Origin of the sequence: Limisphaera sp. 4302-co (assembly GCF_049537155.1) — a bacterium.
GTDB lineage: Bacteria > Verrucomicrobiota > Verrucomicrobiia > Limisphaerales > Limisphaeraceae > Limisphaera.
Genome location: NZ_JBMVQZ010000012.1, coordinates 118,052 through 134,677, shown reverse-complemented (window position 1 = coordinate 134,677; position 16,626 = coordinate 118,052). Strand labels below are relative to the sequence as shown.

13 protein-coding genes are annotated in these 16,626 nt (G+C 59.0%); all 13 read left to right on the top strand.

Annotation, left to right across the window (positions count from 1 at the left end):
* Window positions 1-47 precede the first annotated feature (47 nt).
* The gene (gene glgB, locus ACPDIX_RS12425; protein ID WP_423432122.1) at window positions 48-2,249 is read left to right on the top strand and encodes a 1,4-alpha-glucan branching protein GlgB; all 2,202 of its coding nucleotides are present in this window, start codon (window positions 48-50) and stop codon (window positions 2,247-2,249) included.
* 344 nt (window positions 2,250-2,593) lie between these two features.
* Entirely contained in the window at window positions 2,594-6,637 is a 4,044-nt protein-coding gene (locus ACPDIX_RS12420; protein WP_423432121.1) for a PA14 domain-containing protein, read from the top strand.
* 6 nt (window positions 6,638-6,643) lie between these two features.
* Window positions 6,644-7,327, top strand: a complete 684-nt coding sequence (locus ACPDIX_RS12415; protein ID WP_423432120.1) for a PEP-CTERM sorting domain-containing protein — start codon at window positions 6,644-6,646, stop codon at window positions 7,325-7,327.
* 288 nt (window positions 7,328-7,615) lie between these two features.
* The gene (locus ACPDIX_RS12410) at window positions 7,616-8,830 is read left to right on the top strand and encodes a hypothetical protein (RefSeq protein ID WP_423432119.1); all 1,215 of its coding nucleotides are present in this window, start codon (window positions 7,616-7,618) and stop codon (window positions 8,828-8,830) included.
* A gap of 62 nt (window positions 8,831-8,892) precedes the next feature.
* Complete coding sequence (locus ACPDIX_RS12405) at window positions 8,893-9,471, top strand: PEP-CTERM sorting domain-containing protein (RefSeq protein WP_423432118.1); 579 nt, start codon at window positions 8,893-8,895, stop codon at window positions 9,469-9,471.
* Between the two features lie 280 nt (window positions 9,472-9,751).
* Window positions 9,752-10,948 carry a proprotein convertase P-domain-containing protein gene (locus tag ACPDIX_RS12400; RefSeq protein WP_423432117.1) on the top strand — a complete coding sequence of 399 codons (1,197 nt, stop codon included), beginning with the start codon at window positions 9,752-9,754 and terminating at the stop codon, window positions 10,946-10,948.
* Between the two features lie 110 nt (window positions 10,949-11,058).
* The gene (locus tag ACPDIX_RS12395; protein ID WP_423432116.1) at window positions 11,059-11,646 is read left to right on the top strand and encodes a PEP-CTERM sorting domain-containing protein; all 588 of its coding nucleotides are present in this window, start codon (window positions 11,059-11,061) and stop codon (window positions 11,644-11,646) included.
* Between the two features lie 19 nt (window positions 11,647-11,665).
* On the top strand, window positions 11,666-12,457 hold the full coding sequence (locus tag ACPDIX_RS12390) for a hypothetical protein (RefSeq protein ID WP_423432115.1): 792 nt from the start codon (window positions 11,666-11,668) through the stop codon (window positions 12,455-12,457).
* Window positions 12,458-12,473: 16 nt separating this feature from the next.
* A complete protein-coding gene (locus tag ACPDIX_RS12385) occupies window positions 12,474-13,151 on the top strand; it encodes a PEP-CTERM sorting domain-containing protein (RefSeq protein ID WP_423432114.1) in 678 nt (225 codons plus the stop codon).
* A gap of 19 nt (window positions 13,152-13,170) precedes the next feature.
* On the top strand, window positions 13,171-13,962 hold the full coding sequence (locus tag ACPDIX_RS12380; protein ID WP_423432113.1) for a proprotein convertase P-domain-containing protein: 792 nt from the start codon (window positions 13,171-13,173) through the stop codon (window positions 13,960-13,962).
* A 44-nt stretch (window positions 13,963-14,006) separates the two neighbouring features.
* A complete protein-coding gene (locus ACPDIX_RS12375; RefSeq protein WP_423432112.1) occupies window positions 14,007-14,657 on the top strand; it encodes a PEP-CTERM sorting domain-containing protein in 651 nt (216 codons plus the stop codon).
* A gap of 859 nt (window positions 14,658-15,516) precedes the next feature.
* Window positions 15,517-16,440 (top strand): ATP phosphoribosyltransferase, encoded by a 924-nt coding sequence (gene hisG / locus ACPDIX_RS12370; RefSeq protein ID WP_423432111.1) that lies wholly within the window; start codon window positions 15,517-15,519, stop codon window positions 16,438-16,440.
* Window positions 16,441-16,455: 15 nt separating this feature from the next.
* Entirely contained in the window at window positions 16,456-16,557 is a 102-nt protein-coding gene (locus ACPDIX_RS12365; RefSeq protein WP_423432110.1) for an AURKAIP1/COX24 domain-containing protein, read from the top strand.
* Window positions 16,558-16,626 lie beyond the last annotated feature (69 nt).

Genomic DNA, 16,626 nt, shown 5'->3' with positions numbered 1-16,626 from the left:
GGCCCGCGGAGGTTGGCTCCCCCGGCGCTACCTGTTATGTTGGAACCATGTTGTTGAGCCCGGAAGAACTGCGCAGCCTCGTCGAATTCCGTCATGCCACTCCCCACGACCTGCTGGGCATGCATGTCCTGGGCGACCGCAAGGGTGTGGTCGTCCGTGCCCTGATCCCCGGCGCCGCACAGGTGGAGGCGGTGCCCGTGCACGAACCGCAACAGCCCCGCATTCGCCTCCGGCGCATCCACGAGGTGGGCCTGTTCGAAGGTGTCACCACCGAGGCCCAGCGCGTTTATGCCTACGACCTGGTCATCACGGACGAGCAGGGACGCGTGACCCGCACCCGCGATCCCTATTCCTTCCTTCCCACCATCGGCGAGATGGACCTCTACCTGTTCAACAAGGGGGATGAACGCCGGATCTACGAAAAACTGGGCGCGCAGATCCGCGAGTTGGACGGCGTGCCGGGGGTGAGTTTTGCCGTCTGGGCCCCGAACGCCCAGCGCGTCAGTGTGGTGGGAGATTTCAACCAATGGGACGGACGCCGTCATCCCATGCGGCGCCTGGGCGCATCCGGCGTGTGGGAGATCTTCATCCCCGGGGTGCGGCCCGGGGCACTTTACAAGTTTGAAATCCGCAACCTCCACGGTCAGATCAGCCTCAAAACCGATCCCTACGGTTTCTTCTTCGAGGTCCCGCCCAAAAATGCGGCCATTGTCTGGGATCCCCGGTCCTACCGCTGGGGGGACGACGCCTGGCTGGAACAAAGGGCCGGGCGGGATCCGTTGCGCGCGCCGATGAGCATCTACGAGGTGCACATCGGCTCGTGGCGGAAGAAGTCGCCCACCGAGTCGTTCGGCTATCGCGAGCTGGCCGGTCCGCTCATTGATTATCTGCGGCAGATGGGTTTCACGCACGTGGAGTTCCTGCCCGTGGCCGAGCATGCCTTCTACCCGAGCTGGGGTTATCAGGTGACCGGGTACTACGCCCCCACCAGCCGGTACGGGACACCGGCGGACTTCCAGTACCTGGTGGACGCGCTGCACGACGCCGGGTTCGGCGTGATCCTCGACTGGGTGCCCGCCCATTTCCCGCGGGATGATTGGGCCCTGGCCCGTTTCGACGGAACCGCGCTGTACGAACACGAGGATCCCCGCCTCGGTGCACACCAGGACTGGGGCACCCTCATCTTCAACTACGGCCGGCACGAGGTGCGCAATTTCCTCGTGGCCAACGCGCTCTTCTGGTGCGACCGTTACCACGCCGACGGCCTGCGCGTGGATGCGGTGGCCTCGATGCTCTACCTGGACTACTCCCGCAAGCCCGGCGAATGGGTCCCCAACCGTTACGGCGGCCGCGAGAACCTGGAGGCGATCGAGTTCCTGCGCCACACCAACGAGATCGTGCCCGCCCATTTCCCGGGCGTGGTGACCATCGCCGAGGAATCCACCGCCTGGCCCATGGTCACCCGGCCGCCGCATGTCGGGGGTCTCGGTTTCACTTTCAAATGGAACATGGGCTGGATGCACGACACGCTCCGGTACTTCCACCGCGATCCCATCCACCGCAAATACCATCAGAACGAGCTGACCTTCGCCATGCTCTACCACTACCACGAGAACTTCATTCTGCCGCTGTCGCATGACGAGGTGGTCCACGGCAAGGGCTCGCTCTGGAGCAAGATGCCCGGCGACGACTGGCAGCGGACAGCCAATCTCCGGGCCCTGTTGGCCTATCAATGGCTCTTCCCCGGCAAACAACTGCTCTTCATGGGCGGCGAGTTCGGCCAGCGCACCGAGTGGAACGCCAACGCCGAGGTGGACTGGCAGCTGGCCGAACAGGACCCCCTCCACCGCGCCGTGCAGCGGCTCGTGCAAGACCTTAATCGGCTCTACCGGGAGGAACCGGCACTCTGGGAGGCCGACCATGACCCGGCCGGGTTTCAGTGGATCGATTGCTCCGACCACGAGCAAAGTGTGCTCTCGTTTATCCGCCGCGCTCTCCGGCCGGCGCCCGAGTGCGTGGTCATCCTGAACCTCACGCCCGTGCCCCGGTACGGCTACCGCGTGGGCCTGCCGCGCGGCGGTTCGTGGCGGGAACGGCTCAACACGGACAGCGCCCACTACGGCGGCAACAACGTGGGCAACGGCGGACGCGTACAGGCCGAGGAGGTCCCCTGGCACGGACATCCGTGGTCGGCCCCGCTCACGCTCCCCCCGCTGGCCGTCCTGGTCCTCCAGCCGGAAGAGGAATAACCCTCAAGAGTGCACGCCCCGGCGACAGGCCCGCAAAACCATCGGCCGTCCCGCGACCGGAAACCCACCGGCCGGACAGCCCCCTCGGGCTGGGCCTGCGGCGCCGGGGAGCGTGGTTTTCCGGCGCGCCGGAGCTGGGGAGAGGCTTTGTACCGGAGCGCAAGCTCCCCTCGCCATCCCTGGCCCACCCAGACAACCCAGCCCCGGGGCCATCTTCAGTGCCGCTCACTTTGAGCTTGCATCCATGAGAGCAAATCTTAGAAACTGAGGGCGCGTTGGCGCTCTCGGGAGTATCGTATGCTGCCATCGCTTGTGACGCCCTTAACCCACTACTCGCAGCCCCTATGAAGGCATTCCGGAACCTGTGCTCCCCGGTCGCCGAGGTCGTGATCGCCTGCAGTTGCTTCGTTGGCGCAGGGTGGGCAGCCAACAGCCTGCGCAAGACCGAGCCCGAGCCGGCTGCGCTGGTGCAGAAGCTGAAGCCTCTACCGCCCCACCTTGTTCCTCCGGTGGGTACGTTCTGGTTGCTGGCCAAAGACGATCCACCTTGGCCGTTCCTGCCTCCTGTTGCGGTGGACTTCGGCCTGCCCGTATACGCGGTGGAGGGCGAGGGCAGCTTCGTTGTGGACGATCGGTCGGTGGACTACGCTGCTCTGGCGCGGTTGGAAGCCGAGCTGGAGGCCGCAGAGCTCGTGCTGGGCCTGCGGCCCCCGATGCACAACGGGCCGGCTCAGGACGGCCGTCCCATACCGCAGCGCACGGCCAGCGGTGGCGTCGCTGCGGCCGGCTCATCTTCTCCGGGCGAGGCAGTTTGGCTGGAGTTGCTGACGGCCACCCATCAAGCCGTGACCTTGGTTGTGCACACCCCGACACCCGAGCGCGTTTACGATCTGTTCGGGACGACCAATCTGAACCCTGCCGTGCCCGGGTTTAACCTGACGAACTGGTTTTGGGTATTGCGCACGCAGCCGGGCCAGACGAACCTCACGGTGACGAATCTCTTTGCTGCAGAATGTTATTTCAGGCTGGCCGGTACAAATGACTCAGACGGTGGCGGGTTCTCAGATGCGTTCGAGCGCCTGGTCACGCATACTGACCCGAACGATCCGGCTGATGACCGATTAACGCCACTGGTAGGTATTCAGGTGCTCGACTCAGTCGCAATCGAGCAATATCCGACCCACACGGCCCGATTCAGGCTGAGTCGCCTGGGTGGGTACGTGAGCTGGCCGCTCGATGTCCACTGCGGTGTTTCAGGCACTGCCACCTATGCAGCTGATTACTCACTTGCACCAGCAACTGTGATCGGCACAAACGTCACCGTAACATTTCAGCCGGGCCAAACCACGGTTGAGTTGATTCTGACGCCTGTCCCGGACTCACAAACTGAAGGGTCTGAGACCGCCACGCTGAGCGTGCTTGGCAGTGCCGGGTACGAAGTTGATTCGGCGCACGCCAGTGCCACAGGCTGGATACTCGAGCAGTACCAGTACACCTACAGCACAGTAGCCGATTTCAGGCGAGGGACCATGATGGGGCTTGAGGCGGTGCAGGGTAGTGGCGACGGTCAATTGCAGTTTACAAGCAATCTGCCGCCGCAGTTCCCGTTCATCGCGGTTGCCTGTTCGGGGCGCGGCACCAAAGTACGCATCAACACAACCAATGGCGCAGTGATTGGGGAGTATCGGACTGCGCCCTCGCGCCCAGGCGAAAGCGTTGGCTATGCCAACCCGTCCCGTACCACCGTTGACCTGTTTGGTAATGTGTGGGTGGCGAATCGTGCGGATGACCTCGACATTGGCGGGACAAACTACGGCTCGATTACCCGGATTGGGTTGATCCTGGGCGGTACGCGGTTTTCAAAGAGCAACGGAGTGTATTATCCGGACCCAACTGGTCAGTATGTGGCCATCTCGAATGCCGTGTACAACACCTGCATTGACCGGGACGGTGACGGGTTCATCCGCACCTCACGCGGGCTGGCTGACATTTTGGCTTGGGACAATCCCAATGCTGTTGACACCTATGGCGGTGTCTCGACTGCTGAAGACGAAGCCATCCTCGAGTACGTGCGGGTACCGACCGCCGGCACGCGCGCGATTGCGGTGGACCGCTTCAACGACATATGGGTCGGGGGCACCCACACGCGCCATCATGTGAAGGCCAATGGTCTGACCGCATCAATCGTGCCCGGGTCGGTTTTCGATCCCCAGGCAGGCGGCTACGGGGCCGTGCTCGATCGCTGGGGTCGGTTGTGGTCGACCAGCCCGAATGCGGGCGTCTTGCGGTTCACACCGCCGGCCGTTATGCCGCCTACAACAAATGACTGGGTCGTGCTTTCTGCACCGGCACCGATGCCCTACGGCATTGCAGTGGACCCGCGCCACGGCTACATCTGGCAAACCTCGTACCAAAGCTCGAACGTGTTTCGTTGGTGGCCCGACGGCACATATGTCACCAACGCGGACGGCTCGCCACAGTTGTTCAACTCCGGCGCTTATGCACCGAAAGGCCTGGTTGTGGATACAAACGGGCATGTATGGGTCGCTCACAGCGGCGGTACAACCGTCGGGCATCTGGACACAAACGGCATTCACCTTGGCAACGTGCAGATGCGCCTCACCGGATTGCGCGGTGAATATTTCCCAAACACAAACTTTGCCGGCAAACCGGGATTGGTGCGCATAGAAGCACCATTGGACTTTGATTGGGGTCAGGGTTCCCCCGCACCAAGCGTACCCAGTAACTATTTCTCGGCTCGCTGGCTTGGTGTGCTCGAACCACGCAAGGAAGGCGAGCACGTGTTGATTGTCAGTGCCGATGCCGGTGCTGCTGTACGACTCACACTCGAAGGTCAAGTGGTCTCGAGCAATTGGTGGGAAGAACCGGGGCCGTACCCTGTCGTGTTGTACCTCACAAACTACCTGTCCACGAACACGGCCTACGCATTGAAGGTGGAATACATCGAATTCACCGGCGAGGCACGGGTGCGACTTTCCTGGATCGAACCTGGCCAAGCCGCGCCTGTGGTGATTCCACTGGAGCGGTTCGTTCAAACCGGTCAATATCCGCACGGTGTATCAGTAGATGCAGCCGGCAAGATTTGGGCGGCCAATCTCGGGTCGGACAACGTGATGCGGATTGATCCTACTGCAGGGCCAATTGTGATCACGACCAATGCCGGGGTGCTTGTGACCAATTACGTCGGCCAGGTTGACATGGTGGTTGACCTGGGCGACGGCTCGTATCACCCCGCGCCTTACACCAACGCCGCTGCGCCGTACAACTACAGCGACATGACCGGGTTCAACAACCGGATCGTCAACCCGACGTTGCAACCATTCAAAGGTTATTGGATGATGATTCACGACAGCGGCATGCCCGGTCTGTGGTGGGACCGGATTAGCTGGAACGCATCCGTACCCGAGGGCTGCGACATCGAAGTGTTTGTCCGGGCAAGTGACGAGCGACCTGCCCTGGCCCGCCAGGCATTTTTGCAGGTAACAAACAACGCCATGCTCCAGGCTGTGCACGGCCGGTACATCGAGGTGCGCGTGGCGCTCATACGCGATGACCCAGGCAAACAACCCGCCCTCTACGACCTGACACTCCGTGCACAGGCGACAAGTTTTCTGGACTGGTTCCTTGACGATGAAATTGTCGAGGAAACGGAGGATGCCGAGTTCTGGCCGTATGTTGAGGCGCCGGAGCCACTGCAGTACCAGTGGTATGCATTGTATCCCTGGACAAACGACTGGATGCTGTTGCCCGGCCAAACCAATGCTACACTGGTGCTGACAAACGTGGACTCCTGGGACCACTGCAACTGGTTCGGTGTGCTGGTCAGAAGTGCGGCAGGCGAAACCATGTGGGTTGGCCCCGCAATGCTGTGGGTTGTGCCAAAACCGATTATTATTCCCTCCTCGGGCCGGGCCTCACGTTACCCGGCCACAATTGAGGTGTTTGGCATGCCAACCAACGTTTTGTGGGTAGAGGTGACGCTGGCCGGCTTGAGTCACAACCGGCCTGAGGATCTGGATATCCTGCTTGTCAGTCCCTCGGGAGCAAAAATCATGCTCATGTCCGATGCCGGGGGCGCATTTGCCGTGACCAACGCCACGCTGGTGTTTCATCCGTATTGGATGGGATATCCCACTCCACCTGAAAACAGTCCGATCCCGTCTATTTTCGAATCTCATTACCGGGCCGCCAACCATGGTGAGCAGGAGACACAACTGCCTGGTGCGCCGGCCGGGCCGTATTTGGATGATCTAAATGACGTGTCCGGCACCCATCCGAACGGTGTGTGGAGGCTGTACATTTTTGATGACAAAACCGGACAGGCGGGCGCGCTTCAGGGTTCTTGGAGCTTGAGGCTTTATTACTAATTACCAGTGAAAGAGATCGCCATGAAACTGATATTCTTTGTGAGGCTTCCTGCTATTGTGTTGTCGATTTTGACGTTTATCGCCACAGCTTCCTCGCAAGGCACTGTCACCTTCGACGACCCTTGGATCAACAATGGGCTGAGTGTTTTTTCGCTGGGATACCATAATCAGTTCTCTTTTCGGGTCGTTCCAGGGCCACCACAACCACACAATACTGTGCAACAGATTGGAGCCATCGGGCCAGCGGGTTACCCTCACAACGGGACACCTTACGCGGCATTTATCAACACCCTGGGCACGCCGCAGTACGTGTTGTTTGCGCGCACCAATGCTGCGCGGTTTGGCGAGCAAACTTTTACCAGCGGAACGCCCTTCGGACTGATTTCGGTTGACCTGGCCGACCCGGTGGCACCGTCGCCGTCGCCTATCGACATCACCTTCATCGGCTATCGGGCTGACGGCTCGATGGTCAGCCAAACGTTCACCGTGGGCGGAGGCGGCAGCAGCAGCTTCCAAACGTTTTATTTCGGCCCGGATTTCGCCCATGGGCTGGTGCGCGTCGAAATCCCGTCGCCAGCCTGGGCCATGGACAACCTGGTCTGGGTGCCGGAACCGGGGGCTTACGCCCTCGTCGGGCTTGGCCTGTTGGCATTGGCGTGGAAAAGATTTCACCAACGCCGAAGGTCGTGAACTTGGCAGCGACAGTTGCACTTAACGCAGAGACCTTTCTGGATGCCCCGCACACGCAGACGCCAAGGCGCCGAGACGCGAAGCGGTGTCAGAAGCGGGTTCATGCACCCTGTTGTCAACCCCGCATCTTTGCGGCTTTGCCTCTTGGCAGTGCGCAAATCGCGCGATTCGGGGAAGATTTTTCCAAGTGTAACTGGCTGGTGAGCCAGCGGTAGCGCAGGTTTCAAAACCTGCTGTATCGCCGATTTCCCAATCGGCTTGGCTTGGGCAGTCGCACGGTCGGCGGGTGTGGAAACCCGCGATACGGCAGACTTGGAAGTCTGCGCTGCTTTGGTTGCCGCTTTGCGTCTTTGCCTCTTTGCGGTAAACAATGCCTACAACTACAGCGACATGACGGGGTTCAACAACCGGATCGTCAACCCGACGTTGCAGCCGCTGAAAGGATATTGGATTGCCGTGCACGATAGCGGGATCGAACACCAACTCTGGAACAAAGTGTCGTGGACGGCGGCGGTGCCGCAGGGGTGTTCGGTGGAAGTGTTTGTGCGGGCCGCAGACGATCGGACCGATTTGGGGAGGGCGACCTTTGTGCAAGCAACCAACAAGGTGTGTTTCCCGGCCATCCGGGGCAGGTACATCGAGGTACGGTTGGCTTTGGTGCGCGATGACCCGGCCAAACAACCGGTGCTGTATGATCTGACCCTGTACGGCACCAGTTCCGGGTTTGAAGGTGACCTGTTCCTCTATGATGCCTGGGCGGACGAGGGCGGCGACGGGGTGTTCTGGACGGATGTGATTGGCGCAGAACCGATGGGCTACCAGTGGTATCGAGCGTATCCGTGGGAAACCAATTGGGTGCAGGTGGCCGGGGCAACCAACTGGTATTTCGTCATCACCAATGTGGATTCGTGGGTGGATTTGACGCAGGCCAAGGTGTTTGTGACCAACGCAGCCGGTGAAAGCCTCTGGTTGGGGCCGGCCTACTTGGTGATGTTTCCGGCGGAGGTGCGCATCCCGGCCACGAATTATCCCAGCGGCGCCGGACCAGCCACGCGCTATCCGATGACAATCAGTGTCTTTGGCCAGCCAACGAATATAAGCAGCGTAGCTGTGACACTGTGGGGATTGAGTCATACGCGCTCAGCGGATTTGAACCTGCTCCTGGAGAGTCCATCCGGGAAGAGGATTATCCTCATGTCGAACGTCGGCGGAACAAACGGAGTATCCGGTGCAATCCTAACTTTTGTGCAGGGCTGGTCTCCGCCACAGCAATCCGGCGCAATCCCATCTGGAAAGCATTCGTATTACGGGCCTAGTAACTACGGTCAGAAGACGCCGCAAATTCCGTTCGGGTTGCCTGCCGGTGACTATTCAAGCAACCTTAATGATTTGATAGGAGATGATCCGAACGGAATCTGGAAGCTTTACATTTATGACGATGTTCAGCCGGGTGGAATCGGGCAGCTCAACGCATCATGGTCGCTGGATTTTACCTTCCAATGAATGAAAGGAGGCAAAGAAATACAATGAAAAAACGCCTTGCGAATCTATGGTTACTCCCAGTCATGCTGGGAAGCTTGGCGGCCCGGGGACAAGGAACTATAACTTTTAGTGGGTATGGTCAGCACGTCTGGAGCGGCACAAATTATTCAGAATCCGGCATGATATTTCAACTAACCGTCCCACAAGGATCATCTTACGATAACATGGTGATATTACCTTCGGGTTCCGGCAATGTGCCCCAAAACAGCACGCCGTTCATGGGCTGGTTCCGCCAGTACAATCCCTACAACTATGTTTCCTTGAGCCTGACCAATGGCGCGCCCTTCGGATTAGTGGCAGTGGACCTTGCAGACCCACTGGCACCGTCCTATACGAACCTGCCTATATCCTTCATAGGTTACCGGCTTGACGGTTCAACCGTCACAAACACATTTGTTACACCCGGTGGCGGCGCAAACTATTTTGTAAGCTATAACTTTGGACCAGAATTTGCCTCAGGCTTGTTAAGCGTGCAGATAAATGCCGACCGCTGGGCCATGGACAACCTGGTCTGGGTGCCAGAACCGAGGGCTTACGCCCTGGTCGGGCTTGGCCTGTTGGCATTGGCGTGGAAAAGATTTCACCAACGCCGAAAGTCGTGAACTTGGCAGCGACAGTTGCATTTAACGCAGAGACCTGTCTGCGTGCCCCGCACAGGCACACGCCAAGACGCCGAGACGCGAAGCGGTGTCAGAAGCCGGTTCATGCACCCTGTTGTCAACACCGCATCTTTGCGTCTTGGCAGTGCCCACGTCGCGCGATTCGGGGAAGATTTTTCCAAGTGCAACTGGCTGGTGAGCCAGCGGTAGCGCAGGTTTCAAAACCTGCTGTATCGCCGATTTCTCAATCGGCTCGGCCTGGGCGGTCGCACGGTCGGCGGGTTTGGAAACCCGCGATACGGCAGACTTGGAAGTCTGCGCTACTTTGGTTGCCGCTTTGCGTCTTTGCCTCTTTGCGGTAAACAATGCTTACAATTACAGCGACATGACCGGGTTCAACAACCGGATCGTCAACCCGACGTTGCAACCATTCAAAGGTTATTGGATGGTGATTCACGACAGCGGCATGCCCGGTCTGTGGTGGGACCGGATTGGCTGGAACGCATCCGTACCCGAGGGCTGCGACATTGAAGTGTTTGTCAGGGCAAGTGACGAGCGACTTGCCCTGGCCCACCAGGCATTTGTGCAGGTAACAAACAACGCCATGCTCCAGGCTGTGCACGGCCGGTACATCGAGGTGCGCGTGGCGCTCATACGCGATGACCCAGGCAAACAACCCGCCCTCTACGACCTGACACTCCATGCGCAGACAACAAGTTTTCTCAACGGTTGGTTGGACGATACCTGGGCATACGAGACCGAAGACGCGCAGTTCAATGCCCGGGTGCTGGCACCGGAACCAATCACGTACCGCTGGTACATCATGTACCCCTGGACAAATCAGTTCGTCGAGTTGCCGGCTGTGACAGGCCCAACACTTACACTCACCATTGTTGACCTGTGGGATGATTGGACAATGGCCAGCGTACTGGTTAGCAACGCGGCTGGCGAAACGCTCTGGTTGGGCCCCGCTACATTGTCGGTCTATCCTCTCGCGATCTCCATCCCAGGCTCAGGCACAATGGGCACAGCCAGTCGGTACCCGGCCACAATCCAAGTGCGTGGCATGCCGACCAACCTGGCCAGTGTACGGGTCATACTCTACAACCTGCGGCATACGCGCCCTGACGACCTGGACATATTGCTCGTGAGTCCGTCCGGCAAAAAGATCATGCTCATGAGCGATGCGGGTGGAAACACCGCCGTAACAAATGCAACGCTGGTGTTTGACCAGCATTATTGGTTCCCGCCCGATGAAGGCCCGCTATTGTCTTGGGAGTGGAATTACTACTGCCCTGCCAATTACGGTACTCCGGTGGAAACCCAGTTACCAGGTGCACCTCCAGGACCGTATTCGATACGGTTGGATGACCTGTTCGGTGACGATCCCAATGGCGTATGGCAGCTATACATCTACGATGATAGTGTAGGCAGCTCCGGGGCACTGGTAGGCTCGTGGTGGATTGAGTTCTTTTTCTAGTAAAACACAGATATACACAGTGTAACCGAGTGTTCAGTAAAAAACCTATGGTGCGATTAAAGTCCATTGTGGGATTTGTTCTGGCGGTTGGGACTGTGCTGTCATCCTCTATGGGCCTGGCTCAAGGCACACTTCGGTTTGAAGGGCGTGTAGAGCCTTATGTGACACATGGCACCAACTACTACGAGCAGGGGTTCTGGTTCCGTATGGTGATACCTACCCCGGGCACAGGCTCGCCCTGGCATGACAGCATGGGCATTGCGCCAGCAATCACTACACCAGCCAATATCCCGTACAATGACACGCCGTATATGTTATTCTTTCGAAAATACAGTCCCGATGACTATGTGCAGTTTAGCCCAACCAACGGCATGTCGTTCGGGCTTGTCTCCGTGCAATTGGCAGATCCTATTTCCCCCTCCTACACAAACCTGCCCATTTCATTTGTGGGCTACAGGGCAAGCGGGTTAGTGGTTACAAACACGTTTGTCACGCCCGGTGGCGGGGCAAACCGGCTGGTGACCTACAGCTTTTCGCCTGAGTTTGCCGGCGGCCTGTTGTGGGTCGAAATCCATGCCGACCGCTGGGCCATGGACAACCTGGTCTGGGTGCCGGAACCGAGTACCTGGGCCCTGCTTGTCGCAGGTGGTGCAGGACTCGTCCTCAGACGACTCCACAGGCAAACCCAAACGCGTTGATCCGCCAAGTTACCGGTGCATGACACTCCATGCACAGGCAACAAGTTTTCTGGACTGGTTCCTTGACGATGAAATCGTCGAGGAAACGGAGGATGCCGAGTTCTGGCCGTATGTTGTGGCGCCGGAGCCACTGCAGTACCAGTGGTATGCATTGTATCCCTGGACAAACGATTGGATGCTGTTGCCCGGCCAAACCAATGCTACACTGGTGCTGACAAACGTGGACTCCTGGGACCACTGCAACTGGTTCGGTGTGCTGGTCAGGAGTGCGGCAGGCGAGACCATGTGGGTTGGCCCTGCAATGCTGTGGGTTGTGCCACAACCGATTATTATTCCCTCCTCGGGCCGGGCCTCACGTTACCCGGCCACAATTGAGGTGTTTGGGATGCCAACCAACGTTTTGTGGGTAGAGGTGACGCTGGCCGGCTTGAGTCACAACCGGCCTGAGGATCTGGATATCCTGCTTGTCAGTCCCTCAGGGGCAAAAATCATGCTCATGTCCGATGCCGGGGGCTCATTTGCCGTGACCAACGCCACGCTGGTGTTCCATCCGTATTGGATGGGATATCCCACTCCACCTGAAAACAGTCCGATCCCGTCTAATTTCGAATCTCATTACCGGGCCGCCAACCATGGTGAGCAGGAGACACAACTGCCCGGTGCGCCAGCCGGACCGTATTCCACTGACCTAGACATCTTGCGGTTAACAGATCCCGCCCCGAATGGAGTCTGGAAGCTTTACATTTACGACGACAAGTCCGGACAAACCGGAGTCGTGCAAGATTCATGGAGTTTGAGATTTTATTACTAATAGGAAACATGGCACCATGAAGGCACTGAAGTTGAAAAAAACCCTTTATCTTGCCGCGTTTGCTTTCGCTGGTCTTGATGTGATCCAAGGTCAAGGGGTCATCGCGTTCGATGATCCGTGGATAAACAACGGCGTGAGCGGTTTCATATTGAGCTACCATGATGATTTTTCGTTTCGAGTCGTCCCGCCGCATGCTCCACCGGTTCAGGTTGATGAAGTGAAAATAGTCGGTGCGTTTGGCCCGCTTGGCTATCCTCAAAATGGAACGCCGCGGGTTGTTTGGATCAACAGTCTGGGCACGCCGCAGTACGTATTGTTTGCGCGCACCAATGCTGCGCGGTTTGGCGACCACACTTTTACCAGCGGAACGCCCTTTGGACTGATTTCGGTTGACCTGGCCGACCCGGTGGCACCGTCGCCGTCGCCTATCGACATCACCTTCATCGGCTATCGGGCTGACGACTCGATGGTCAGCCAAACGTTCACCGTGGGCGGAGGCGGCAGCAGCAGCTTCCAAACGTTTTATTTCGGCCCGGATTTCGCCCACGGGCTGGTGCGCGTCGAAATTCCGTCGCCAGCCTGGGCCATGGACAACCTGGTCTGGGTGCCGGAACCCAGTACATGGGCTCTGCTTATCGCAGGCGGCGCAGGACTCCTCCTCAGACGACTCCACAGGCAAACCCAAACGCGTTGACCCACCAAGTTACCGGTGCATGACACTGCATGCGCAGAAAGCAAGCTGTCTTGGCGGTTGGTTGCACGGTACCTGGGCATACGAGACCGAAGACGCGCAGTTCAATGCCCGGGTGCTGGCACCGGAACCAATCACTTACCGCTGGTACATCATGTACTCCTGGACAAATCAGTTCGTCGAGTTGCCGGCTGTGACAGGCCCAACACTTACACTCACCATTGTTGACCTGTGGGATGATTGGACAATGGCCAGCGTACTGGTCAGCAACGCGGCTGGCGAAACGCTCTGGTTGGGCCCCGCTACATTGTCGGTCTATCCACTCGCGATCTCCATCCCAGGCTCAGGCACAATGGGCACAGCCAGTCGGTACCCGGCCACAATCCAAGTGCGTGGCATGCCGACCAACCTGGCCAGTGTACGGGTCATACTCTACAACCTGCGGCATACGCGCCCTGACGACCTGGACATATTGCTCGTGAGTCCGTCCGGCAAAAAGATCATGCTCATGAGCGATGCAGGTGGAAATACGAGCATAACAAACGTTACAATCGTGTTTGAACACCTGCTTTCTCTACCTCCCGACGAAGAGCCTATTTGGTCTTGGCAGACGCATTACTTTGGGCCATCCAACTACGGTACTCCGGTGGAAACCCAGTTACCAGGTGCACCTCCGGGACCGTATTCCACTAATCTCTTCGATCTCGTCGGTGACGATGCTAACGGATTGTGGCAGCTATACATTTATGATGACTCCCAACAGAACACAGGTGCGCTTCTGGGGTCTTGGTGGCTGGAGTTTACATTCCAATAAATGATAAGCCAGCAATGCACATGACACCCAACATACAACGGTGCTTGGAAAAAGGAGTAGCAAAAGTACGCAGTGTGACCTTTCTGGCTTCGCTGCTGGTACTGGCCTTCAACAGTCCAGCTCTCGCACAAGGCACACTGACCTTCAGCGGTCAAATGGGACTCTACGGTACCAACTACTACGAGCAGGGGTTCTGGTTCCGTGTGGTGATACCTACCCCGGGCACAGGCTCGCCCTGGCATGACAGCATGGGCATTGCACCAGCAATCACTACACCAGCCAATATCCCGTCCAATGACACGCCGTATATGTTATTCTTTCGAAAATACAGTCCCGATGACTATGTGCAGTTTAGCCCAACCAACGGCATGTCGTTCGGGCTTGTCTCCGTGCAATTGGCAGATCCTATTTCCCCATCCTACACAAACCTGCCCATTTCATTTGTGGGCTACAGGGCAGGTGGGTTAGTGGTTACAAACACGTTTGTCACGCCCGGTGGCGGGGCAAACCGGCTGGTGACCTACAACTTTTCGCCTGAGTTTGCCGGCGGCCTGTTGTGGATCGAAATCCATGCCGACCGCTGGGCCATGGACAACCTGGTCTGGGTGCCGGAACCGAGTACCTGGGCTCTGCTTGTCGCAGGTGGTGCTGCACTTGTCCTGAGACAAGTCCGCAGGCGAACCCAAACGCGTTGACCCGCCAAGTTACCGGTGCATGACACTCCATGCACAGGCAACAAGTGTGCCCGATTCAATGAGCTTCCGGGAAAGGAGCACTCCCTGCAACAGTGCCCGGCTGCAAGGGCGCAGCTTGTGTCATGTGGCCGGGGCCGGGGGCCGATGGGTAGCCCTGGTGGCTTTCAGCGGGTCGGCCCAGCACACTCAAGGGCGGGATTGCAAGATCGCTGGGAGCCCGCGGCTTGGGCCCCGCGCCAGCATCTGGTGGTCAACAACAGCCGCTTTTCCGGTCCTGGTGGATCGGGGGTGTGACCCCCGGCCTGACCTGGCCGGTGGCTGGGTTTGTGTCTGAAGGGGCTCAGCCGGGACTGGCAGGCCCGTTGGGGGCATCCGGTGCTGTTGGTCGAGAGCTTTGTGGAGGAAAGCCGGTATCGGGGCAAGTGCCATCGGGCCTGCGGGTTCAAGGCGGTGGGGCAGAGGATCGGGCGGATCCTCCGGCGGGTGCAGGGCACGGTGGATTTGGAGATGGGAGGCTGTGGTGGAAGGGGCCGGTGGTCGGCCCTTGGGAGATGGCTGGTCGCGGACCTGGGAGTCAACCGGCCGGACGGCCTTCTCGGGTCGGGCTTCCGGCGCCGGGGAGCGTGGTTTTCCGGCGTGCCGGGGCCGGGTAGAGGGTTTTTGAGCGGAGCGCAAGCGCTCGCGGCCGGCCATGGCCCACCCAGACGAAACAGCCCCGGGGTCCGGGCCCTTCCCCTGAAGAAAAGATTGGCGTTTGGGAGGACAAGCTGGCAGAAAGAGCGCCGCGCAAGGGGCGGCCGGTTCAATTCCCAAGCAGGCAGGACGGACCGGCACCCTGCTCGAGCGCAATTTCATCCGCATGGCCAAACAACGACAGAGACAACGGGAATCGAAACAGGAAACGACACCCAAGCGGGTGCTCCGGTTCGGGCTGCCCAAGGGCAGCCTGCAGGAGGCGACCTTGGAAAAACTGGCCAAGGCCGGTTACCACGTTCAGGTCAGCAGCCGCTCCTACATTCCGTACGTGGATGACGAGGAGCTGGAGGTGCGGCTGATCCGTGCGCAGGAGATCAGCCGGTACGTCGAGCACGGCTATCTGGACTGCGGCATTACCGGGTACGACTGGATCGTGGAAAACGGTTCCAAGGTGCACGAGGTGGGCGAGTTCCTCTTCAGCAAGGCGACCCGGCGTCCGGCCCGGTGGGTCCTTTGCGTGCCGGAAGATTCGCCCATTCGGTCGGTGAAGGACCTGCAGGGCAAGCGCATTGCCACCGAGGTGGTCAACATCACCCGCCGGTACCTGCGCAAGCACGGGGTAAAGGCAGAGGTGGAGTTCTCCTGGGGTGCCACCGAGGTCAAAGCCCATGAATTGGTGGATGCAATCGTGGAAGTGACGGAGACGGGTTCTTCCCTCCGGGCCAACAAGCTCCGGATCATTGACGAAATCCTGGTCTCCACGCCGCGGCTGATCGCCAATCACCACGCTTGGCGGGATCCGTGGAAACGGCGCAAGATCGAGGTGCTGGCCATGTTGCTCAAGGGTGCCCTCGACGCGGAGGTCATGGTGGGCCTCAAGATGAATGTGCCCCAGGACAAACTTCAACAGGTCCTTTCCCTGCTGCCGGCCCTTCGCAACCCCACCATCTCCCAACTCAGCCAACCCGGCTGGGTGGCCGTGGAAACCGTCATTGACGAGCACGTGGTCCGGGAATTGATCCCGCAGTTGAAGAGCGCCGGGGCCGAAGGCATCATTGAATATCCGCTGAACAAAATCGTATACTGAAGGCCGAACAGGTCTATGGGTTCACTCAAAAAGCGCCGCAAGGCCAAAATCAACAAGCACAAGCGCCGCAAAAAGCTGCGTATGCACCGTCACAAGAAGCGCACCTGGCAGACCTGATCGGTCGGCCGATTCCCGATTCCACCGGCGCGCCGCAGCGCCCGCGTTTTGCCCTCCCGGTTGCGGCGC